19 protein-coding genes are annotated in these 22,520 nt (G+C 63.1%); 9 read left to right on the top strand and 10 right to left on the bottom strand.

Features of this window, described 5'->3' with window-relative positions; translation table 11 throughout:
• Positions 1-586: 586 nt before the first annotated feature.
• From BUS42_RS40895 to BUS42_RS40885, 3 genes are all read left to right on the top strand, one after another.
• On the top strand, positions 587-1,384 hold the full coding sequence (locus BUS42_RS40895; protein WP_074317730.1) for an HpcH/HpaI aldolase family protein: 798 nt from the start codon (positions 587-589) through the stop codon (positions 1,382-1,384).
• 277 nt (positions 1,385-1,661) lie between these two features.
• Entirely contained in the window at positions 1,662-2,096 is a 435-nt protein-coding gene (locus BUS42_RS40890; RefSeq protein ID WP_074317728.1) for a hypothetical protein, read from the top strand.
• Positions 2,097-2,273: 177 nt separating this feature from the next.
• The gene (locus BUS42_RS40885; RefSeq protein ID WP_074317726.1) at positions 2,274-3,809 is read left to right on the top strand and encodes a hypothetical protein; all 1,536 of its coding nucleotides are present in this window, start codon (positions 2,274-2,276) and stop codon (positions 3,807-3,809) included.
• 38 nt (positions 3,810-3,847) lie between these two features.
• On the opposite strand, the gene BUS42_RS40880 is transcribed toward BUS42_RS40885, so the two are convergent.
• Together BUS42_RS40880 and BUS42_RS40875 are read right to left on the bottom strand one after the other, a co-directional pair.
• A complete protein-coding gene (locus BUS42_RS40880; protein ID WP_074317945.1) occupies positions 3,848-4,660 on the bottom strand; it encodes a sugar phosphate isomerase/epimerase family protein in 813 nt (270 codons plus the stop codon).
• A gap of 23 nt (positions 4,661-4,683) precedes the next feature.
• On the bottom strand, positions 4,684-5,502 hold the full coding sequence (locus BUS42_RS40875; RefSeq protein ID WP_254054128.1) for an SDR family NAD(P)-dependent oxidoreductase: 819 nt from the start codon (positions 5,500-5,502) through the stop codon (positions 4,684-4,686).
• A 561-nt stretch (positions 5,503-6,063) separates the two neighbouring features.
• Between BUS42_RS40875 and BUS42_RS40870 the strand changes: the two genes are divergently transcribed.
• Complete coding sequence (locus BUS42_RS40870; protein WP_074317725.1) at positions 6,064-7,308, top strand: Tm-1-like ATP-binding domain-containing protein; 1,245 nt, start codon at positions 6,064-6,066, stop codon at positions 7,306-7,308.
• Positions 7,308-8,156, top strand: a complete 849-nt coding sequence (locus BUS42_RS40865; protein WP_074317723.1) for a phosphoenolpyruvate hydrolase family protein — start codon at positions 7,308-7,310, stop codon at positions 8,154-8,156. Before BUS42_RS40870 ends, BUS42_RS40865 begins: the two co-directional genes overlap by 1 nt.
• Positions 8,157-8,200: 44 nt before the next feature.
• Here BUS42_RS40865 and BUS42_RS40860 read toward each other — a convergent pair whose 3' ends face one another.
• Both BUS42_RS40860 and BUS42_RS40855 read right to left on the bottom strand, forming a co-directional pair.
• Positions 8,201-8,413 (bottom strand): hypothetical protein, encoded by a 213-nt coding sequence (locus BUS42_RS40860; RefSeq protein ID WP_074317943.1) that lies wholly within the window; start codon positions 8,411-8,413, stop codon positions 8,201-8,203.
• A 71-nt stretch (positions 8,414-8,484) separates the two neighbouring features.
• Complete coding sequence (locus tag BUS42_RS40855; RefSeq protein WP_074317721.1) at positions 8,485-8,976, bottom strand: MaoC/PaaZ C-terminal domain-containing protein; 492 nt, start codon at positions 8,974-8,976, stop codon at positions 8,485-8,487.
• A gap of 245 nt (positions 8,977-9,221) precedes the next feature.
• Between BUS42_RS40855 and BUS42_RS40850 the strand changes: the two genes are divergently transcribed.
• The 4 genes from BUS42_RS40850 (at position 9,222) to BUS42_RS40830 (ending at position 12,217) form a co-directional block, all read left to right on the top strand.
• Positions 9,222-9,863, top strand: coding sequence for an ANTAR domain-containing response regulator (locus BUS42_RS40850; protein WP_074317718.1), 642 nt, complete (start codon positions 9,222-9,224; stop codon positions 9,861-9,863).
• A 270-nt stretch (positions 9,864-10,133) separates the two neighbouring features.
• Positions 10,134-10,394 carry a hypothetical protein gene (locus BUS42_RS40840; protein WP_074317713.1) on the top strand — a complete coding sequence of 87 codons (261 nt, stop codon included), beginning with the start codon at positions 10,134-10,136 and terminating at the stop codon, positions 10,392-10,394.
• Between the two features lie 137 nt (positions 10,395-10,531).
• The gene (locus BUS42_RS40835; RefSeq protein ID WP_074317711.1) at positions 10,532-11,320 is read left to right on the top strand and encodes a sensor histidine kinase; all 789 of its coding nucleotides are present in this window, start codon (positions 10,532-10,534) and stop codon (positions 11,318-11,320) included.
• 525 nt (positions 11,321-11,845) lie between these two features.
• On the top strand, positions 11,846-12,217 hold the full coding sequence (locus BUS42_RS40830) for a hypothetical protein (RefSeq protein ID WP_074317709.1): 372 nt from the start codon (positions 11,846-11,848) through the stop codon (positions 12,215-12,217).
• A gap of 12 nt (positions 12,218-12,229) precedes the next feature.
• Here the strand turns inward: BUS42_RS40830 and BUS42_RS40825 are convergent, their stop codons facing one another.
• The 6 genes from BUS42_RS40825 to BUS42_RS40800 all read right to left on the bottom strand — a co-directional run bounded on the left by BUS42_RS40825 (position 12,230) and on the right by BUS42_RS40800 (position 22,520).
• Positions 12,230-12,955, bottom strand: a complete 726-nt coding sequence (locus BUS42_RS40825; RefSeq protein WP_074317707.1) for a sensor histidine kinase — start codon at positions 12,953-12,955, stop codon at positions 12,230-12,232.
• A 66-nt stretch (positions 12,956-13,021) separates the two neighbouring features.
• Positions 13,022-14,281 (bottom strand): NPCBM/NEW2 domain-containing protein, encoded by a 1,260-nt coding sequence (locus BUS42_RS40820; RefSeq protein WP_074317705.1) that lies wholly within the window; start codon positions 14,279-14,281, stop codon positions 13,022-13,024.
• 22 nt (positions 14,282-14,303) lie between these two features.
• Positions 14,304-15,419 carry a prenyltransferase/squalene oxidase repeat-containing protein gene (locus tag BUS42_RS40815; protein ID WP_074317703.1) on the bottom strand — a complete coding sequence of 372 codons (1,116 nt, stop codon included), beginning with the start codon at positions 15,417-15,419 and terminating at the stop codon, positions 14,304-14,306.
• 5 nt (positions 15,420-15,424) lie between these two features.
• Positions 15,425-16,315, bottom strand: a complete 891-nt coding sequence (locus tag BUS42_RS40810) for a hypothetical protein (RefSeq protein WP_074317701.1) — start codon at positions 16,313-16,315, stop codon at positions 15,425-15,427.
• 2 nt (positions 16,316-16,317) lie between these two features.
• Complete coding sequence (locus BUS42_RS40805; RefSeq protein WP_074317699.1) at positions 16,318-20,073, bottom strand: DUF4175 family protein; 3,756 nt, start codon at positions 20,071-20,073, stop codon at positions 16,318-16,320.
• A 50-nt stretch (positions 20,074-20,123) separates the two neighbouring features.
• Positions 20,124-22,520 (bottom strand): VWA domain-containing protein, encoded by a 2,397-nt coding sequence (locus tag BUS42_RS40800; RefSeq protein ID WP_074317697.1) that lies wholly within the window; start codon positions 22,518-22,520, stop codon positions 20,124-20,126.

Raw genomic sequence — 22,520 nt, 5'->3', positions numbered from 1 at the left:
TCCACGCTCGCCGCCATGTGCGGGGCGATCGCGACGGCGGCGAACTCGGCTCGACACACCCCGAGGCCGCACCGGGTTCACTCTCCGGTTCGCTGACGCCTTCACCGATCGCGATGATCCCGAGCTCAGCGTTCCCTAACTTTCTCCTCAGCCCATACGTTTATAACCTGACTCCAACCTCTCGCACAAGGCAGTAATCAATAACGACCGCTGCCCTGATTCGTGACTGGCCACCTTCGACGCTCAGACCAATTTTGCCCTCATCACCGGCCACGGCCCACCGATCGAGGCCTGCCACTCGTCAGCGAGAGCACGCTGGACCGACTCGCGTTCACCATTCCATTCCACTCGCAGCCAATGGGCGATCTGCTCCGAAAAGCCGCATGGCTGCATGCATTTCGGCGGACTTGAGATCGGGACCTTCACAGGGTGGCCCGCGGAGCTTGCGTGAACCGAGCGCACTCGGTTGGGGATCGCCTCTTGCCGGACCGTTCGGGACTTGGCAAACTCGCCCCGGACGATCTGACTTTGGTCCAATGGTTGAGCCCTCGTCAGCCGGCGGCAGATGTTTGGCGGGAGAGATGCATTGAAACCGAATCCGGTCAAGAAGGCGTTGCGCGAGGGGAAACCACAAATCGGCACATGGTTGTCGCTCGGGAGCGTAGTCGCCGCGCGATTCCTGGCGCGGTCGGGTTTCCCCTGGCTGACGGTCGACATGGAACACACGCACACCGACATCCAGACCGCCGCCATGATGTTCGGCGCCATCGCCGATGCCGGTTGCGTCCCGTTGGCCCGTGTCCCCGCGTCACGCCACGAATACATCAAGTCGGTTCTCGACTGCGGCGCAATGGGGATCGTCGTCCCCATGGTGATGGACGTCGCCGAAGCGAAGGCGATCGTGGCCGCCGCCAAGTACCCACCCGTGGGTAACCGCTCGGTGGGGGGCGGCATGCACGCCATGAACTACGGCGCTACCGCGGAAAACTATTACCAGCAAGCCGATAACGAGATCCTGGTCGTCATCCAGACCGAGCACATCGCAGCCGTCGATATCGCCGACGAGATTTACGCCGTTCCCGGCATCGACGCAATCTTCGTCGGCCCCAACGACCTCGCCGCCTCACTCCGCAAGCCCGACGGCACTCCGCCCAGCCCCGAGCTGATGGAAGAAACCCTGACCCGGATTCGCGAGGCGGCGAAGCGCCAAGGGGTTCCTTGCGGCATCCACCTGCACTCACTCGCCGACGTCGAGCGCCGCGTTGCCGAAGGCTGGCAGTTCATCGCCCTGGGCAGCGAGCTCAAAATGATGCTCGACGGCGCGAGCAGCTACATCCGCCAGCTCCATCCCGAACGTGGCACGGCCGAGATGGCCAAGTACTAACACTCAAACAAGTGACAATATGAGCCCCATCCCGGATCAGACCCGGTCCGGGATGGCTATGCATCGGCTCCGGGCCGGGCCGTCGCCCCATGCTCGGTAAAAAACTCGAATCCTCACGATATAAGGGCGGGGCATTCCGAACCTCCCGGCCTCGATTCGGCCGCGGAGATTGCTGGCTGAGGACAGGCTCATCCGTGGTTTTCGTCTGCTCCGACGACGGTAAATCGGAGGTCGCGCCGTGCACAGGCCAAGTCGATTCTTAGCGGCGAAGATTGTCTTGTCCGCACTGGTGATTGGGGCGATTCCGAGCCTGAGCCTGAGCGGACGCGCGGCGCCGTTTCCCGCGGAGGCCAAGAAAAAAGGGGCGGTTGCGATCGCCACGGCTTACCCCGCCGTGACCGAGCGCTCGGTCGTCGCGTTTGGCTTCGGTGGAAAAGTCGGCCCCAAGGACGAAGGCTTCATCCCTGGCTTCGAGTCGTACAAGCTCCGGTTCGGGCCGGGCGACTGGGCAGGGGCCCGGATCATCGTCACGAGCGCCTGGGGGGACAAGAACCCGGACACCGACCTCTGGGACTGGACGGGAGGCCTCAAGGTCCGATGCACCGACACGCTCAAGGATAAAGATGGGTTCTACGTCATCGATTCGTTGGCAACGGCCAACGCACCGAACTGGGTGGTCGTGAACCTCCGCTACACCCTGCGCGACGATTGACACGGGGTCGCCAATGCCCTGATTCCCTATCAAGGCCAGGCGAAAATCCCCACCGACACGGTTGCAGTCCTCGGTTTCGGTGGCAAGCTTGGCCCAAAGGATGAAGGGTATGTTCCTCAGTTTGAATCCTACAAACTCCGGTTCGGGCCAGGCGACTGGTCGGGAACCAAGGTCAGCTTGGGCAGCCATTGGGGCGAAGGGTCGGGCGCGATCGATGTCTGGGGCTGGAACGGGACCGAGGCCCGATTGTCGGAGGTCCGCCGCGATGCGCAGGGATATTACTTCATTCACTCGCTGCTCACGGCCGGCCACTCGCGATGGGTCGGCTCGCTCTTCCGGTTTACGCGGAAGGACGGTCGGTCGGGGGTCGCTCAGGCGTTGTACTCCTACTCAGGGGCGCTGACACCGCCGAAGCCGATCGGCCAACCGACCTCCTATCCGGTCGCCGCGACCTTCACGGCCAACAAACGTGCCAGGCCGACCCCACGGATCCTGGCGGCGGCTCGTCCGACCAAGGCCGACTTGACCTACCTCCAGTCGATCTCCGACGAATTCCAGGAAATGGAAGTCGAAGACCTCGCCACCTTGACCGACCTCGACTTGCGCGCCAAGGCGATCGACGACGACGGGATGGTTCATCTTCGAGGCTTGAAGCAGCTCCGCACGCTCTCGTTGCGCGAGACCAGGGTGGGTGATGCCGGCCTCGAAAATCTCGCGGCGCTCACCAGCCTCCGCAACCTCGACCTGATCCGCACTCCCTTGACCGATGCCGGACTCGAAACCGTCAGTCGCCTGACCGGCCTGAACCAACTCAATATCGACACGACGCTCGTGACCGTCTCGGGATTACGTGCGCTCCGAAAACTCCGATGGCTGAACATGCTCACGCTCCACACCACCGACGTTGGCGATGCCGGCCTCGCCGTGTTGAAGGACCTGCCGGAGCTCAGCTACCTCGATATCGGCAAAGATCCCGCCTTCGAGAGCGAACGGATCACCGAGGCCGGCCTCAAACTCCTCAAAACATTTCCAAGCCTTGACAAGCTTATGCTTGGATGGCTCAAAATTGGTGATAACGGCCTGGCTCAACTTCGCGGCATGTCCAAACTCTACTGGCTCGAACTGACGTCGACCGACATCAGCGACGCCGGTCTCGTTCATCTCCAAACCTTGCCTGAACTCAGGCAACTCGAACTGGAACAGACCCGGATCACCGACGCCGGTCTCGTCCATTTGAAGTCGATCCCCAAGCTCAAATACCTGTTCCTCGGTCATTCCGATATCGGCGACGCCGCGATGGCCCAGCTCGCCCCCCTCAAAAATCTCGAAGTCCTCGCTGTCACCAAGGGGAACGTCACCGACGCTGGTCTCGCGCATCTGCGAGGGCTCACGCAACTCGATCGCCTCTTCCTCCCGGACAACAAGATCACCGGCGCAGGCGTGGCGAACCTCCAGCGCATGACCCGGTTGAACCAGCTTAACCTCTACTACAACAAGCTGGACAACGCCTCGCTCGACGTGTTGAAGGCCCTGCCGGAACTGGGGCAGCTCTACATCTCTGGCGACCAGATCACGGACGCGGGCCTCGTCCATCTCAAAGCCTTGAAGAACCTGCGCTACCTCCATATCTCGTGGACCAAGGCGACCCAGGCCGGGATCGACAACCTCAAGAAGAGTCTCCCGAATCTCCAAGTCCACTTTGGCGATCACTAACGAATTGTCCGTGGAGGCTGTGACGCCTGTGCGCTCGATTATCGCTCGACGAGGCGCTTCATCCGTTCGATGCCGGTCTTGGCCACCTCGAAGGGGTCTTGGCCCCAGAGGGTGGGGTTGAAGAGTTCGAGCGAGAGCGGACCGCGAAAGCCGATGGTGCGGAGGTTGGCGATCACTCGGGGCAAGTCGGCGATCCCGTCGCCGAGCATGACGCGATCGGCATCGGTTTGAGCCAACGGGTCGGGCGACGCGGGGAGGTCGTTGAGGTGGAAGCAGGCAAGCTGCCGCCCTTCAAGGGCGAGCAGGTCGTCGACCGAACCCCCACCACGGATCATGTGAAAGACGTCGGCGACGACCGTCGCCCGGGGATCGCCCGAGCCGGTGGCGATGGCCAGGGCGCTGGCGACGTTCTTGACGCCCGCGACGAAGCCGAGGAATTCCATGGATGGAGTCACGCCGCACTGACGCCCCAGCTCGAGGAGTTCTCCAAACCGGGCGGCCGCCTGATCGAGATCGACTTCCTCTTGGGGCGGGCTCGCCACGATGGAGGGACTGCCCAAGGCGGCCGCTTGCTCCATCCTCCGCCGGCAATCGTCCTTGACTTTGGCGTAGTCGGCTCCCTGGGCCAGGACCCAACCGTGGAGTGCAATGACGCTCACGACCTTGAGCCCGGCGTCGGCGAGTGCATTTCGCAGGTCAGGGAGGGTTCCTCCCGAACGCAGATATTCGTCGATCTCGTTGTTCCAAGGCTCCAGCGCCTGGTAGCCCAAGCGGCCGGCGATCCGGATCTTCTCGAGCAACGGAGTGGGCCGAATCGTGCTCGTGTTCAGGCAGTAGAGGAATTCACTCACGACCAGGGCTCCGTTGGGGACGGTCAAGGATTCGGGGTCGGCTGATGATAACGGACAAATTTCTCGTGCGGCAGGTAGACCATTCCCGCGTCGTCAGCAATATGAAGTCCCGAGTCGAGGTAGAGGATGACCCCATTGGCCTTTCGGCCGGCGGGCGACGCGAGAAAAACGACGGCGCCTCCGACGTCTTCGGCCGTGGTCAGGTGACTCACGCCCTGGGGGAATTCCGGCCTCCCCTGCTCGGCTTGGATCAGGCGTTCTCCAGGGGTATCCACCCAGCCGGGAGCGACCATGTTGCAGGTGACTCCCTGGCCGAGGGTTTCGACGGCCACCTGACGGGTCAGGCCGAGTAGCCCGGCCTTACTCGTCACGTAGGAGAAGAGGCCGGGCATCGGTCGGGTCGCCCGGGTCGAGCCGATGTTCACGATCGTTCCCCGGCGCCGCTGGAGCCAGGGAAGCGCGGTCTTGATGCCGAACCACGGCCCCTTCAAGTTGATCGCCAAGGTTCGATCCCAGAGCGCTTCGTCGGTCGATTCAACCGTCCCTCGCGGGCTGATCCCCGCGTTGTTCACCAGGAGGTCGAGCCCGCCCCAGCGCTCGGTGACTTCCGCCACGGCCCGCGCCCAGGCGTCCGCCTGGCTCACGTCCAGCCACACGCCGAGCGTCGGAAAGCCTTGATCGCTGAGGTGGGACGCGGATCGAGCGGCCGAGGCTTCATCAATGTCGCTCAGGGCGACGCGATATCCGGCGTGGGCGAGGGCGGTCGCGATCCCGAGACCAATACCGCGGCCGGCTCCGGTCACCAGGGCCGTCGGGAGGGACGAAGGTTGACCTATCGGCATAAAATCAAGCGCCTTCGAGAGTGTCGAGGTTCATCCGGTCATGGCACGAGGGTCTTTCCAAACTCGGCGGAACTTGTTCCAATCCGATCGGTTATCAAAATTGGCCGTAAAACCCCCGACTTCAGTCGTGGGGATATCAGGCATTAATCTGCTTGACGTCTGAACAGACACTTCGCATACTTGAATCGTCCTTTCGAGGACCGCTCTTTGACAACTCAGAGTTGCCGGTTGCCGGGAGAACATTCCTATCCGGCGTAAAACTTTGAAGGGACAGAAAGCGTCTGGGGTGGCGAGAACCAAGTCATCCCCAACTCGACGCTGTCGGAAACGTCGAGAGACGTCTTCGTCAGATACGTACTGTGGGGCACACAGGAACGGGAGGCTTCGGCCTCCAAACGCTCAGGGAGTGGGTGTAAGACCTTCGCATTGTAGGCGGTCCACGTTGAACTGAGAATCCCCCGCCTTCTGGCGTGGGGAGTGTCAAGATGATGTGGTACGAGCCGGGTGTCAATCAGACTCCGTCCCCACCTCACTGCCTTTTGATTCACGACGAGGTCTCTCGTGCGAGCCAATCTCGTTCTCCTCGTGGGTACCCTTGATACCAAAGGGCACGAATTGGCGTTCGTTCGCGACCTGCTGCGGAAACAAGGTCTCGAGCCCCTCGTAATTGACGTCGGTTCGTGGGGACCTCCCGTCTTTCCTCCCGACATCGACCGCGACGAGGTCTTTCGACTGGCGGGAACGACGTTGACCGCGGTCCGTGAGTGCGGCGACCGGGGCGAGGCCGTCGCCGCCGCCGCGCAAGGAGTGGCCAGGCTGGTCACGAAACTCGGGTCGGAGCGGGCGATCGCGGGAATCTTTGGCCTGGGCGGCTCCGCCGGTACCGAGATCGCCACCTCGGCGATGCGCCAGCTCGCCTTCGGGGTCCCCAAGGTCATGGTCAGCACGCTGGCGAGTGGCCAGACTCGCCCTTATGTCCGTGGCAGTGATATCACGATGGTTTTCCCCGTGGCCGATATCGCCGGCCTGAATCGCCTGAGCCGAACGGCGTTGACCAACGCCGCGCTCGGACTCGCCGGGATGATCTGTCTGCCGCGCGATTCGCGCGAAATCATCCGTTCGAGTTCGCGGCCGGTGGTCGCGGCCACGATGTTCGGGGTCACGACCCCTTGCGTCGATTGCGCCCGTCATGTCCTGGAGGGTGAGTCGGTCGAGGTCATCGTGTTCCACGCGACGGGGGTGGGCGGGCAAGCGATGGAGGGCCTCGTCCGCGACGGCCAGATCGCAGGGGTGCTCGACTTAACAACCACCGAGATCGCGGACGAACTGGTGGGAGGCGTGCTCTCGGCGGGCCCCGATCGACTCGAGGCCGCGGGGAGACATGGCGTCCCTCAAGTCATCAGCCTCGGTGCGCTCGACATGGTCAATTTCGGACCGAGGGCGACGGTGCCCAGACAGTTCATCGGCCGCAAGTTCCACCTGCATAATCCGTCGGTGACCTTGATGCGGACGACCCCCGAGGAGAACGAAGGCTTCGGCCTTTACATGGCCGAAGTCCTCAGCCGGGCCCAAGGCCCGGTCGTGCTCCTCATTCCTCGTCGCGGCCTGTCCGCGCTCGATGCCCCGGGTCAGCCGTTTCACGACCCCGATGCTGATGACGCCTTATTCTCGACTCTGACTTGGAAACTCGCCGCACACCCCCACGTCCGCGTTGAGTCGCGCGACGAGCATCTCAACGATCCATCGTTCGCAACGGCCGCGGCGCGTGCAATGATGGAGTTACTGCCCCTGCGCAAAGGTCTCTGATGTCTCATACCGTTTCTCTGTCTCGCAGCGAGATTCTCGATCGATTCCGTCGCAAGATCGCCCAGGGTCTCCCCTTGATCGGAGGAGGAGCCGGGATCGGCCTGAGTGCAAAATGTGCCGAGTCAGGCGGGATCGACCTGATCATCCTCTACAATTCCGGCCGATTCCGGATGGCGGGGCGTGGGAGTCTCGCGGGCCTGATGCCATACGGTGACGCCAATAAGATCGTGATGGAGATGGCGGCGGAAGTCCTTCCCGTGGTCAAGCATACACCGGTCCTGGCCGGAGTCTGCGCCACCGACCCGTTCCGGGTCATGTCGCGATTTTTGAAAGAAGTGCGTGACGCCGGGTTCGCGGGCGTCCAAAATTTCCCCACCGTCGGCCTGATTGACGGACTTTTTCGCCAGGGCCTTGAAGAAACAGGGATGGGTTTCGATTTGGAAGTCACAATGATCGCCCAGGCCCGTAAGATGGATTTGTTGACTTGCCCCTACGTCCACAACGTCGATGAAGCGCGCGCGATGGCGGAGGCCGGTGCCGACCTGATCGTGCCCCATGTGGGCTTGACGACCCGGGGAATGATCGGGGCCAAATCAGCCATCACGCTCGCGGAGGCGGCGAGCCGGGTTCAGGCGATGGCCGACGCGGCCAAGGCGGTTCGCCCGGAGATCTTGGTCCTCTGCCATGGCGGACCGATCGCCGAACCCACCGACGTCGCGGAGATTTTCCAGCGGACTCGGGGGATTGTGGGCTTCTTCGGCGCGAGCAGCATCGAACGCCTGCCTACCGAGCCGGCGATCGTGACCCAAGTCCGTGACTTCCTTTCGCTCCGGATTTCGACTTCCTGAATGAGACCGAGGTGATTATCGAACCGCTTCCCCCTGGGCGAAGGTCAACCGACACGCTCCCGATCCTCGTCGAATTCGTCCCACCATTCGATGTCTTGGTGGTCGGGTTCGACGTCCGGGGCCGGTTCGGGATCGGACGGGTCGGAGGAGACGACGACGACCGTGACCAGCGCTCGTCCCGTGGGCAGGTTAGCGGGCAGTTGCAGACAGACATAGCGGTCGTCGGCGATGAACACCTCGGTGCGATACTGGGCCACAATCAGGGACCTCGGGGCCGAACGGGAAGAGAAAACGGGGATGGGGCGGCGGCTTGGGTCGAGTTCAGGCGTCAGACGCACGTCCCCTCGTCGCTGACCTCGGGGCGGGTCCGGCCGCGAACGAGCGTCTGGGTCGAGCCTTCTTGGACCACCTGCCCGTGCTGGTTGAGCAGACGGCGCTGCCAGGTGACCACGCCCCGTCGTCCGCGCGACCGCGGTTCCAACGCCACGACCTGGGAAATCACCCGGATCGTGTCGCCGAACGCGATCGGTTGCAGAAATTTCCATTCCAGGATCGCAAGAAATGCCATCGTGTCGACCCAGGGGGCATGGCTCGTCAGCCCCGACGTGATCGAAAGTCCAAGAAGTCCGTGGGCCACGGGCTTGCCAAACGGACCGCGACGGGCCCCCTCATGGTCCACGTGCAACGGATTGAAGTCGCCGGAAATCCCCGCGAACGCCGTGACATCCGCCTCGGTGACGGTTCTCCCTGGGCTTTCCCACTCGTCGCCAATGGCCAGATCATTGAATGTGAGGGGGGCGTGCGCGTGCCGTGTCACCATTTCCACTCTCGACCGAGGAGGATCCGTGCCCAGGGATATGATACGATAACATTTTCGCCGGAAGGAGATGGGTACGAATTGTGCGTGCTCAAAGTGAGATCGTCAAGATTTCCCTCCGGCAAAACTTGGGCTTGCCTCAGAACCGGCGAGTTTGGCGCTGTGGGCAAACATTCGCCGCGATTGCGACGTTCATGGGATTTGCGCAGGTTTCCGTCCGAGTGGGACGTTCAAGGGAGGTTGGTCTTATGAATCGACCGTACAAGGTGCTGATCGCCGATGACGAGAAACCGGTGGCCGCCGGCCTCCAGGGTCAACTCGAATCGCTCGGCTACGACGTTGTGGCCGTGGTCAATGACGGACATCACGCCATCGAAGTTTGTCGACGCTCCCTGCCCGACGTCGTGTTGATGGACATCGAGATGCCGGGGCTCGATGGCCTGTCCGCGGCGCGACAAATCGTCCGGGACCCGGGGACGCCCGTCATCATTCTGACCGCGCATGGACACCCGAACCTGATCGACCAGGCCGTCGAGGACGGGGTTCTCTACTACTTGCTCAAGCCGGTGACCAGCCCGAGCCTGCACGCCGCACTCCAGGTGGCCGTGGCACGAGCCCGTGAGATCCGCACACTACGTGAAAATGTCAACACTTTAGAACTCACACTCCGGGAGCGCAAGCTGATCGAACGCGCCAAGGGTATCCTCATGACCCGACGCAGCCTCTCCGAGTCCGAGGCCTTTCGGCTCCTCCAACGGCAGAGCCAGGACCGCCGGATGCCGATGTCCAAGCTCGCTGAGTCCATCGTCCAAGCCGACGAGCTCCTGGAATCCCCCCATCAGCCGTCGGAACCCGCGCGGCGAAGTAGCGGTTATTCGCAAGATCTGTAAACTTCCTGTTTGACCTTCGGTATCGACCTCGCTAGGCTAAGGGTGTTTGGTTCGACGCGAAGTCGCCGCCAAACGGCTTCGGAGCAAGAGCGCCAGTGGAAATCTCAAGGAGGGTGGCGAGGGCCCCGGCCGCCTGGAACGGTGGGACGCAAGTCTGTTCATCTCCCACAAAGCAAAGTTCTGGGCGAGTTCCTTTCCACCACCACTGGCTCGGCATTGTGTGAGCATCGGATGTTCCTGTAGCGCTGCCGAACACCATGGAGACTGGGCATGATGACGTTTGACTCCGGGATGGACCCTCGGCGGTCCGGACGTGGCGGGAGCATCGAACGGCTTGCCGAGCAATTGGAAGGCTATATCGAACAACGTGCGAGCGGTCGGATCCGCGACCTCCACGTGGTCTGCTCGGCCGATTCGATTGTCCTCCAGGGCCGCTCCCGTACTTATCACGCCAAGCAATTGGCCCAACAGGCCGTGCTTGATCTCACCGACGGCCACCAGGTGCTCTCGAACGAGATCGTGGTAAGCTAGCTAAGCGACTTCGTTTGCCATCAACTTCGCCTTCCGACGACGGCCAAGGGCGCTCGGGAGAGGCCAAGGCGGCCTCTCTTGATCGAAGGCCACTCGCATTCGTCCCCCGTTGCCTGGGGAGACGTTGAGAGAGGAACATGGACGCGCGCACTGATTTGCATACCTCAGCCCCGAACCCCGCGGCTCGGCCCTTGATCGCGCATGACGAGTTGCGGACGATCCTGTCGAATCTGAGTCACGAGCTCTGTCGACCGTTGATCTCGCTGCGCGCCGGCTTCGACCTGATCCTCGGCTCGGCGGCGAAACCGATCTCAAACGACCAGCGCGGGCATGTCCAGACGATGGTCGTCCTGTGCGATGACTTGCTCCGCCTGACACGAAGTTATCTGGACTACGCCGGACTCGTCCAAGGCACCCGGCCGCTCTGCTATGGCTCGTTCACCATCGGCGCTCTGATTCGCGAGATCGATCGGCATTTTGCCCAGGATGTCGTCGCGCGCAAAGTGAGCTGGGAATGCGTCATGGAGGGGGCTGACACCACCGTGTCGACCGATGCCGCCCGCTGCCAGCAGATTTTCGGAAACGTCGTCGCCAATGCGCTGAAATACACGCCCGCCGGGGGACAGGTTCGATTGGCCGCCCGCCACGAGGGGGAAACCTGGACCTTCATCGTCACCGATAGCGGGCCCGGAATCCCCGCGGACGCGATCTCGAAGGTTTTTGAGCCGTTCTATCGACTCTCACGCGAGGAGCATTCCGGAGTCGAGGGAAGCGGACTCGGGCTGGCGATCTGCCGCGAGATGGTCGACCAATTGGGTGGTGAGATCTCGATCAGCTCCACCGTGGGCCAGGGTACGCGGGTGATCGTCCGCTTCCCAGTCGCACAACCCTCCTCCCATGGGTCACTCGCCAGCCAACGGAATTAACCCAAGGGCTTCGGCCTCGATTGGACTTGCTCGTCGGGGTGAGCGAGTCGGCGTCGTGACGAGGATCGCGGCCTCACCCGGCATCGGGTGCAAGGGCCAAGACATTCTGATCGGCCGATCCACGGGCCGCGATCCCTCAACCTCCAGTAGTGGACGCTCGATCTGAGGCCGGGTCCATTCCATGAGTCCCTATTACAAGATTTCCTTGATTTGTGGTGCAACTCCGCTTTTCGTCGGTATCGCCATTTTCTTGCTCTGGCTCATCACCCGCTGGGACTGGCTAATGGCCGCGGGTCTGCTCACGCTCTACCTAGAGCGGTTTTCCTTTGCATAGCGCACAGCGGAGGATAAAGGGGACTGGCTCCCGGCCCCTGAGCCCTTGAATCTCGCCAAACGCTTGGGAGGCCGGGTGCCTGTCCCCCTTTTTCCGTGCGCCAGCCGGTCGGGAACCGCTCTAGGTTTCGCAGCCTTTCTCATCGGGGTCATCAGCCTCGTGATCTCCCCGAACCCCGGCGTACGCAACCGATGTTGGCCTGCACGGCGCTGTTGTTGGTAAACTTCCCGGTGGCGCTCGCCATCAGTCTCACGGCCGTCGACCTCGCGACCCGTTACACCGTTGCCGTTCACAACGATTCAGCGAAGACACTCAGACATGTTCGCCTCTCCGGTGGCGGCTACGATGTCGCCATCGGCACCATGCTTCCCGGTGCGAGCGTTCATCAAACGATGCACTCTCGGGAGGAGGGACAACTCGAAATCCATGCCACCAGGGACACAACGGCTCACGTGGCGGTCGTTGATGATTACGTCACAGGTGACATGGGTCGACATACCATCGTCCGTATCAACAGGGATGGCCGGATCTCGCGCTCGGCCACACGCGGGACGAAGGGTTAACGTCATCGCCCATCACGAATTCTGGTAGGGTTCGACGCAGAGGCGAAGGACGGTCCCTTCACCAGGCTGGCTGCGGAGCGAGAGGGTGCCGCGATGGCGGCGCCAAATCCCGTTGGCGATACTCAGCCCGACTCCAAGGTGACCGTTTTTGGAGCTGAAGAAGGGTTCCACCGCGCGGACCATCGTCTCGCTCTCCATCCCTTGTCCCGAGTCGCGAAGCTCGAGCACGACCCAACCGCGCGAGTCGGTCGAGGTGGAGAGCCAGACCGTTCCTTCATCGTGAGGCATCGCGTCGTAGGCGTTGCTGATCAGGTGGCCGAGCATGCCACGGAGCTGGTCGTAGTGCCCGCGGATCAAGGGGATCGGCGCCAGGTCGGTGATCCAATCGACGCCGGGAGGGCCATATTCCAACTGGTCAGACACGAAGTCTTCCGCCAGTCGGTCGAGCGCCACGACGGCGGGGGCCTGGGTTCGATCGTCGGCATCGATCGAGGTGACCGGACGGGTGTAGTCGATGAGCCGGCGGGCGACGGTCGAGGCCTCGAGCGCCGTCCGCACGATGGTGTCGGCGAGTGAAGCAGGGTCGACGACCAGTGGCATCGGGGTCTTCAGCCGCAGCAGTTCCGCGTTGCTCACGATGGCGCTAAAGGCGTTGATCACGTGATGGCCAACCCCTGCCGAGAGGTGTCCCAAGTTGTTGAGCCGCTCGGTGGTCTCAGCCATCTTATTGTCGGTCATGTTGCTAAATCCAGGAACGTTCGAGAGTGGATTCGACTTGGTGAGACAATCCCGCATCCGTGCCGATCAGCGGAGGATTCGCGCTTCGACCCAGTCGGCGAAGTCGCGGACCTCACCGCGTTCGCCAAACTCCGTAATCAAGATCAGCAGCTTGGCCCCTTCCAGGTCAACGTCGATCGCTTTGGGGGTGTCGCGTGCGGAGATCGGGGGCGTAATCAAGCGTTCGTGGGCATCGACAAGAACTCGGAAGACAACGCTCCCGAGCGGTCCGGCGCGGTCGTCGAGACCGACGAGTGCCTGGAAGCGACGGTCACCGGGCAACAGCCGATAGGCCAGGATGGTCCGGCTCCGGGTCCCCAGGCCACGATCGTAGGTCTGACCGGCAAGCCGAAGCGGATGGCCTTCGACCGAACTGTTGCGACGAAACGGGCGCGTCGGTCCGACATAACCAACGTATTTTGCGTCGGCAACCTCGCGCTCGGCCAGGTAGACGATCGAGTCCGAGCGCGTATGGAGGTGGACGAGGTCGTTCAATGCCAGTCGAATCGGGGCGCCGAACCGGGTGGTGGCGATCACCTCGCCTTGTTCGAGGCGCGGCTTCGTTACCCCCAGCCGCGAGCCATCTGTGGAGGTGAGCTCGAAGCAAGGTCCGTCGGGCTTTGGGTAGGTGACGAGACTGGCGTCGAATCCGAGCGCCTCGACCTTGGCGAGCTCCAGCGTGATGGGACCGGCGTTTGCCTGGAATTTGATGGTTTTCTCGTCGAGTCCGAGGAACCCGCCCTGAACGCGGTCGCCGTTGGGCGCGAGCCAGAGGATCTCCGACGTTCGCGGTTCGGTCCGAACCCGATGCACCAAGTCGAACGACGCATCCTCATCTTCAGGGGGTTCGAGGACCAGGCCCGCGAGACTCTCGAGCGGAACGGAGACTTTGCCGAACGTCAAGGATTGCACGTCGAGCTTCGTTTCGGTCGCCGCTCCGATCACGGCGCGATAGAGCCGATCGCCCTCGGGGAGCAGAACGAGTTGCTTCTCGGGTGCCCTCATCGGCAGCATCCCGTCCCGGCTCAATTTGACCAGCCGGCGGAACGCAAGGACCTGCTCGGCGCCTCGGCTGGGAACGAGGGTCACGTCCCCGTTCGGGCCGATCTGACGGATCCGCCCCGAGGCGACGGTGCCGTCGGTCATGAGGGCCGAGAAGACCGGGTCGGACGGGACTGTCGGCCCGGCCGCGCGCGGCTCGTCAGCCCCCAGGCCGAAGCTTGAGACGATCAAGGCGAGTGCGAGCGGTGCGAGTCGAGGCGCGGGGATCGTCATAGCTCCGGTCATCAGGGATCGCCTCGGGTCGGGCTCAGCGTTGGAAGATCGGCAGAAAGTTGTTGGGCATCTGAAGAATGATCAGCGCCATCGCCGTGCCGTACTCATTACAGATGCTATCAGGCCAGTGCCCCGTCGTCGCCAGTTGCCGGTGAATCAACTCGTCGCGAATCGCGGGATACCACGTGTTCCAGTCGTCCCCGCCGCGGATCCACATCGCCTGAGCGGCGTAATAGTGGCCGTAGAAATAGTGACTGTACCGGCTCCCGAGCTTGATTTCGGGCATGTATTGACGAAGGTAGGCCAGGCCCGACTCCACTTCCTTGGTGTCGTAAACCGCCGCACTATACAAGGCAACGACCCCCGCGGCCGAGCGCGGAAAGGCGCTTGCCCCCCCTTGGAGCATGTACCGAAACCCGCCGTCCGGGTTCTGCGACTGCTTCACGTAGCGAATGCAGTTCTCGACCGTCTCCTTGGGTACGAACAGACCGGCATTGCGTGCGGCGCGAAGCGCGTTGATCTGGCAGATCGTGACCGAGAGGTCGGCATCGCGACGGACGGGCTGATACCGCCACCCCCCCTCGTTATTCTGGGTGTCGATGATCAGTCGCACGGCCTTCTGAAGTTTCTCGCGGATCTCCGGTCGATTCGTCATCCCGTACGCTTCGGCGAGAAAGAGCGTGCCGAACCCGTGGGAGTACATCGGCCCGTGGGTCGCCGCCGCCTGAACGGCAATGAAGCCGGACGGCGAGGTGTTCTCCATCACGTAGACCAGGGCCCGATCGATGTTGGCCCCGTACGGCCCGCGGCCGGGGCTCGATCCCGAGGCCATGAACGCCAGGCCGGCGAGGCTGGTGACGGCGATGTTGCCTCGATACGTGGCCGAGCCGTACGATCCGTCGCTATTCTGCGAACGGGCGAGCCAGGCAAGTCCACTATTGATCGCGCGATCGGTCTCGGCGTTGAGCATCTCGGCAGCCCCTTCCGGGATCTTGCCGTGTCGCGCTTCGCCGAAACCGGTCACTTCGTTGGGCTTGTCGGCGGCCCGAGCTGCGCCTTGCGGAGCGATCGAACCGAGCACGAGCGCCGCGACCAGTGCGAGTCGGATCGTGATCGTGGGGAATGGGTCAGGACAGGAGCGCTGTCGCACGGCGATTACTCCTCTCGGGTCAGAAGCTTTTTGGAGAGGGATAGGTAATAGCGCCTGATGTGCTCCGCCTTGTTCGGCAGCCCCTCTTCCTTGAAGATATTGACCATCTGCTGCCTGAGCTCGGGGGGGAGGTGGCCCCACTCGTCCTTGCCACCAGCATTCGCATGTTTATCCGTCGGCCGCTCCGGCTTCGAGGCCCCGGTCCCCTTGGCCATCGCCCCCTGCTCCTGCCCCCCCTTGGATCCGGGCTGGTTGGCGGGCTTCATGCTCAACTGTGACTTCTTCTTGGCCTGGGATTGCGACTGCGATTCGCGCATCTGTTCAATCAAGCCTTCGAGGTTCTTGACGATCTCGCTCTGTCGCTTCCTGGTCTCTTCCCCGGTGTCCGTCTTGCCCAACCGCTGCTCGACGTCGCGCATCTCCTTGATCACCTTGGAGAGCGGACCGCTCGGCTCGCCCTGTTCTTGTTTGCGATCCTTCTTCTTCGCCGCCCGACCGGTGAGCTCTTCGAGATGCTCGTCGAGCCCTTTCGCGTCGCCCTTGAGCTCGTCGCCCTTGGCCTTCTTGCCCGGCTCGCCAGGGGAGGGGGGAGGAATCTTCAAGCCCGGTCCTGTCCCTGGCTGTTTGGACGGATCGTCAGGAGTGGGCGCATCGGTGGTCTGGCCCAGCTTTTCGAGCAGGCTGTCGAGGTCTTTGTCCCCGGGAGCGACGTCCGCCGCCTTCTTCTCGGCGGCCGGCTGATTGCTATCGGCCTTGGGCCCCTCGAGCTTTTCAAGTAGGCGTTCGAGCGCATCGTCGGCCGGCTTGGGAGGGTCTTGCGCCAGGCCGAACGAACCGCAGAATAATAGGGTGGCGGCAAGCGTCGTCGCGAGCGAGCTCAATTGCAGCTTCGACATGGTCAGTCCTCCCCGTCTTCCTTCTTGGGCCGGGTCAGGTCGCGAGCGAGGTCGGCGAGCGTCCCCTGGTCGGTCTCCAGTCGTCCGAGTTCCTCATTCTGCAGCGGGGTCAGTTCGTGCTTGCGACGGCGCAACTCGTCGAAAAATTCCGTTCGGTCGTTGATTTCTTCTTGCAGGGCCTTGAGCATCTTGACCTGCGCGGCGGGGGGGATCCCGTCGCCACCTCCGCCCCCCCCCTGCCCGTCTCCGCCCCCTTGACCCTGGCCGCCGTTCTTGGGCTTGTCGGGTTTGAGCGAGTTGATGAGCTGCTCGAAGCGGCGCGCGGCCGAGCGGGCGGCCCGCTGGGTTTCTTCGTCGGTCTTGAGCGTAAGCAAACGCTGGGCCGCTTCATCCATCGCCTGTCCGGCCCGTTTCAGAGTCAGGGCGAAGACCGGGGCCCCTTCCAGTTTCTCGGTGAGGCCGGCCGATTCGTCCTTGAGGCCTTCCTGAACTCGCCCCAGGCCCCGGACACCGTTTCGCTGCGCGATGGTGAGTGACCCTTCGCGCTTGGCCCGGAGCGTCTCGTAGCCGGTGATGTCCTCGACCATCTTCGCTTGCCGTTCCGCAAGCGATTTGAGCTCGTCGCCCATCTTCGCGAGCTGCTCCATGGCGAGCTGCTCTTCCAGGTCTTTGCGGGTTTGAGCGACCTGTTCCTCGGCGTCTTCGAGGTCCGCGAGCGCTTCCTCCTGGTCATTGCCCGCCTGTTCGCCCTGGTCCTCGTCGAGTTCGGCCTTGGCCTTGCTCATCTTGGCGGCGGCGCGGGACCCGGCCTGGGCCGCGCCTTCGGCATTGAGCTTGGCCAACTTCTTGAGCTGCCGCGTCAGTTCTTTCTCGATCTCCGCTTGTTCCTTGGCGAGTTTCTTCAGTTCATCGCCGCGCTCTTTGGCGTTCTGGTTCTTCCGCGCGGCTTCCGTCTTCTTGAGATTCTGAGTCTGTCGTTCCTTGAGCGCTTTGAGCTCGGCCTCGGCGTTCTTGAGCTCTTTGACGAGCCGGGCGAGTTCGCGCTCGCGGCGGTTCTGAATCGAGTCCACCAGGTCTTTGAGTTCCTGCCGCGCCTGATCTTGCCCGGAACGTGCCTCACCCATCTGGTTCTTCGCGAGCTGATCGGCGGTTTCCCCCATCTTGGCGGCGGTCCCCTTCTTTCGGCTCTCGTCGGCCGCCTCGCGGAGCGCGGCCGCGGCCAGCGGATCCGACTCGTCGAGTTTCGTGGCCATCTCGTTCATCTGTTCCTGGAGGCCTTGGAGCCCTCGGGAGACGTTGCCCTGGCGATCGGCGAGGTTGGCGAGATCCGCCTTCTGCTCGGGCGTGAGGTTTTCAGGCGTTTTGCCCATCAGCTCCGCCTTGCTCGCCGCCTCGGCCGTTTGCTTCATCGTCTGCTCCTGCTCCTTGAGCAGGTTTTGCGCGTCCTTGACCACGCCGCGATAGGTCTCGAACTCGCTGAGCCCGTCGAGCATCTTCTGCAGTTCGTCGGCGATCGCCTTCTGATTGGCCCGACTCTCCTTCAGGTCGTTCCGGGCGACGTCGCTGAAGCGATTGCGCGGGGGTTGCGGCGCAGGATCGGCTTTCGCCGGATCGCCGGCCGCCGGCTTCGGGTTGGACGCGTCAGGGTCCGGTCGCGTTCCATCCTTGGCCGGCTCTTGGGGCCCGTTCTTGGGACGGGTCGCGCTCTTGCCCTCGGGCTTGGACGGGGTTTGCGCCCCCTTTTCTTGTCCAGCCTCAGGGGCAGGCCGCGCCGCATCTTGAGGGTTCCGGGCGTCCTTCGGCTTCCCCGCTTGCGCCTCGTCCAGGTTTTTCGCGGCATGGGTCAGGCCTTGTTCGGCCGGCCCAAGGTGCTTGTCCCGGATCCGTTCGACGCCAGACTTCATCTCCTGCATCTGCTTCTCGGCGTCGGGGTTGGGGACCTTGAAGTTCTTGAGGTCGTCGAGGAAGCGGTTGATCTTTTGGTCCAAGCCGTCGGTGCGGCTGTTGATCCGGCTGCCGACCTGACGCTGAATCATCTCTGCATTTTTCAGGTCATCCCGCCCCGCTTGGTCGAGGGTGTCGGTGGTCTCGAGCTTGCGGATCGCATCGTTGACGGGGAGTTGTGCCTGCTTCTCCATCGCAAGGATCCGGGCGGTTTCCTCGCGGATCTCGCGGCGCTGATCGTCAAGCTGGCGGCCAATCTCCTCCTCGGAAACGATCCGCAGCCGCAGTTCTCGACTCTTTCCCAGGTTCGGTCCCTTGAGGTTATCAATGTCGAGCGCCTCGGCGTGGAACGTGATCACCGACCCCGGAGGGAGGTTCAGCGGAGCGAGGTTCCACTCGTAGGCCACTTCTTGATGCTTGCTCGGTTGGCCGGCCGGCTGATCCTTGGCATCCCAGAGCGGCAGGACCACAACGCTCGTGGGCTCGGATCCCCCCGAAGCGGTCTGATAAAGGATTCTCGCGGTCTGGATCCCATAGTCATCGTCGACCGTGAATCGAACCGGGACCACCGCCTTGGCCGGCACGTCTCGGTCATTGGGGGGCTGGTCGATCACGACCCGAGGCGCCTCGTCGCGAATCGAGCGAACGTCGTACCGCGGGGCTTCGCGATTGGCGAAGCCGTCGGTATCGTGAAGCTCGAACCAGAACGGGAGCGACGCAACGACCTCGAAGCTCGTGTTGAGCCCGGTGCGTGCCTTGTCAATCCGGACGGGTTGCGGAGCCGCCGACTCGCCCAGATGCAGCGCGGCGGCCCGAATCGGCTTGTTCGCTTGCGCGTTGATCTCGACACGAGTGCCTTCAACCGCGCGGATCTGGGTATTACCCGCGGCGAGCGTAAACGGGGCGATCGCGGTGTACGCCGGGGGAACCATGCGAATCGCAACCTGCTTCAAAGCGGGAGGCGGCACGACCCGAACGGCGACGTTACGAATCGAAGTGGAGTCATCCCCGGCGGCAACGGAGAAGGTGAAGTCACGTTCGACCGTCTCCAGTCGGCCGCGAAAGATCCCTCCCTCGACGGCCCGCAACGGCTCCGTCACCACCTCACCATTCGAAAAGCGATAGGTCGCCCGCGCGGAGGCCGGAACGGTCTCCCCCTTGGCGATGCTCACCCCCAGGGTGAACGGCTCGCCCCGCGCCACTTTCCCTGGCGTCTCGCGACGGAGCAGGCTGAGATGAGTCCGCTGCGGCCATCGGGTCGATCCGAACGGCTGGAACAGGCGTTTCAACGCGATCGAGCTCAGGTCGGGAGCGGCCAGCAGAAAGACAAGGCCGAACATCAAGGCGGCCGAGGCGGCTCCCAGGGCGCGCACCAGCGGCTTCGGCTCGATCACCTCGCGGAAGTCGATCGACCGCGTCTCCTCGAGCGTCTGGCGAATCGTCGCTTCCCGCAACGCCGGCGAGCCGAATCGATCGTCGTCGCCCGACATCCGCAGGAACTGCACGGTGCTGGCCAGCCGGTCGTTCAGGCCGGGCCAACGCTCCTCGATCCGCATCGCGATCTCAAGGTCGGGAAAGCGGACGATCAAAGGGGCGATCACATGGCGAAAGCCGAGCCAGAGTCCAAACCCGATCAGCCCGATCAGCGCGGCCAGTCGAACCAACGGATCGAGATGGACCATCCAATCGAGCAGGCCGACGATGACGATGACCGGCACGACCAAGCCGATCACCCAGCTCATTCCGTGCAGCGCCAGGATCCGGCGGACTTGAGCACGGAGTGTTGCGATTCTGGACTCGAGACTGGTATCCACGTCGGCCTCCCGCCCGGAACATGGCCAGACCTTGATGATTCTAACGACAATTATACCATCTGCTTGCGTTTCCTCAAAACCCATTCCGCCCCGATCACCGTCAAGAACAAGGCGAGGATCGGCCAGGTGTTCCAGAGGGGGATGGGGGGGTCGGTATCGAGGGGGACTTTCTGCGGTTTCGGAAGATCCTTGAGCAAGGAGGACGTGTTCTCAGGCGTGTAGAACTTACCTCCCGAAGTGGTCGAAGCGCGAATCAGCTCGGCCTCGTTCATCTGGACCCGTTCCATTTCACCGGCCGGGGCATCGACCCGGAAGGTTGCGAGCGGGGCCGGTCCCACGAGCACCGGCGGGGGAAGGAGGCGGACTTCATACTCGCCTTCGGAGGCTTGGGCCAGGGCGCCCTCGAACAGGTTGCGGGTCCCCGGGGCTTGCTTGAGGGTCAACTTTCTCGGCCCTTGTCCCTTGCGCTCGATCTGGACGACGACCTCGCCGCGGGTTGGCGCCAGCGCGGGGTTGGGAAAGCGGACACGGATCTGGATCGGTTGATTTCGCTGGTAACGACGACGGTCAGTCTCGATTTCCGCCTGCTTCTGGCCGGTGAGCTTGGTTCGCGCCAGGAATCGAATCGTCTGGATCCAGTAGCGATCGAAGTAGCGATCGCCGCCGCGAAACCGCCAGCGCCAAGTGTCGTCGACAGCGCTGAACATGGTTTTACCCGAGCCCACGAATTGATAGAGGAAGATCGGCAGCTTGCCGTCCGAACCGATCTGGGTGGGATGCTCGGCGAGCGCCACGGCGGCCGGCTTCTTGCGTGGCGCTTCGAGATACCAGTAGAGCTCGGGGAGGTTCTGCCAGATCTGCGTGCTCGACGCTTCGTCATCGCCGAACCGAAAGATCGGGCTGGCCCGACCTTCCCCGGTCAGTTCCGGGCGGAACGCCGTGATCGCGTTGCCGACGGCGGTCGGGTCGCGTGCGTCGGCCAGTTCGATCGGAAGGAGGACTTCCAGGGGGGTCGCCTTGTAGTGCAGCGGGTTGAAGCCGGCCCCCGCCATGAACATGAGCCCGCCCCCCTTCTCCGTGACGAACTCGACGAGGTTCTGCATCTGGGAGACGCTCAGGTAACTCGGGTCCGCGTCTCCCAGCAGAACGACGTCGTAGGCGAAGAGGTCTTCCTTGGCGGCCGGGAAGGTGGGTAAGGCAAACCGATCCTGCTCGCTGTACTCAGGGTCGGAGGAGATCAGGAGCACGCTCAGGTCGATCGTTTCCTCGCGCTCGAGGTAATTCTTGAGGTAGCGATACTCGTACCGCGGCTCGCCGTCGACGAGCAGGACCTTGAGCTTCTCCTTGCGAACGTTGACGGTCCGGACGATCCGGTTGTTATCCGCCTGGAGCTCACGGGGGCGTGGATCGACCTCGAGGACATAGGTGACATCCCCCGTCTCCTTGGGCCGGTGGCCGAGCTCGACGCGAAGCGGTTGACCGTCCGGGGGAGCCTTGACGCGGATCGACTCGAGTTCGCGCGCCGACAGGGGATCGTTGGATGTCCGATCGCGCTCTTTCAAGCGGATGACGACCTCCTGACCGGCGAATCCGCGCGACAGCAGCTTCGCCTGAAACCGGACCAGATCATCCACGAAAACCACTTCGTCGACGAGCAGTTCGGTCAGTTCCAGGTCACGGGCGGGCTCGGGGTCACCCAGTCCGATCGTGTAGAGCGGCACCCCTTTGCGCGCGGCCAGCTCGGCCGCCTTCGCGAGGCCGAGGCCCTCGGTCGTCTGACCGTCGCTCAGAAGCAGGATCGCCGAAGGGGGCGCTCCCCGAAGTTCCGTGAGGACTTGCCGGACCCCTTCGCCCAGTTGAGTCTGGCCACCGATCGCCTCCACCTTGCGAAGCTTCTCGATGGCGGGCTGAACGTCGTCCGCTTGATCCACCTCGGCGAGCATTCGTGCCGACGACGAGACCAGGTAGAGCCGGACCTTGTTCTGCTTCTGGAGCTCGCGGAGGGTTTGGGCGTCGTCGCGCTCCAGCCAGGCCTTGGCCACCTCGAGCCGGCTCGGCTCAGGCTTCTTGGTCAGGTCCGTGAGTGCGGTCTTCGTCTTCGGGTTGGCATACTGGTCGGCGACGTGGGTGCTCGCCGAGTCATCCACCATCACGACGAAATAGGGTAAGCCGGTCCGCTCGACCGAGAGCACGGCCTCGGAGAGCATGAACAAGGTCAGCAGGACGAGAGTGATCCTGAGCGTGGCGAGCCCCATCTTGTAGAGGAACGAGGCGTTCCCCTCGCGGCGATAGAGCCAGACAATCAGGGCCACGGACGCGAGAACGATGAACCCGCAGACCGCCTGCGACCAGGGCTGCTCGAAGCGGATCTGGGGAACGATCGCCTCTCCGGCCCGCGCGGGCTCAACTCCAAGTCGGTCGGCGATTTTGAGCAGCAGCCACTCCAT

It is taken from the genome of Singulisphaera sp. GP187 (assembly GCF_900129635.1).
Taxonomy (GTDB): domain Bacteria; phylum Planctomycetota; class Planctomycetia; order Isosphaerales; family Isosphaeraceae; genus Singulisphaera.
This window is presented reverse-complemented; position numbering and strand designations above follow the sequence as displayed.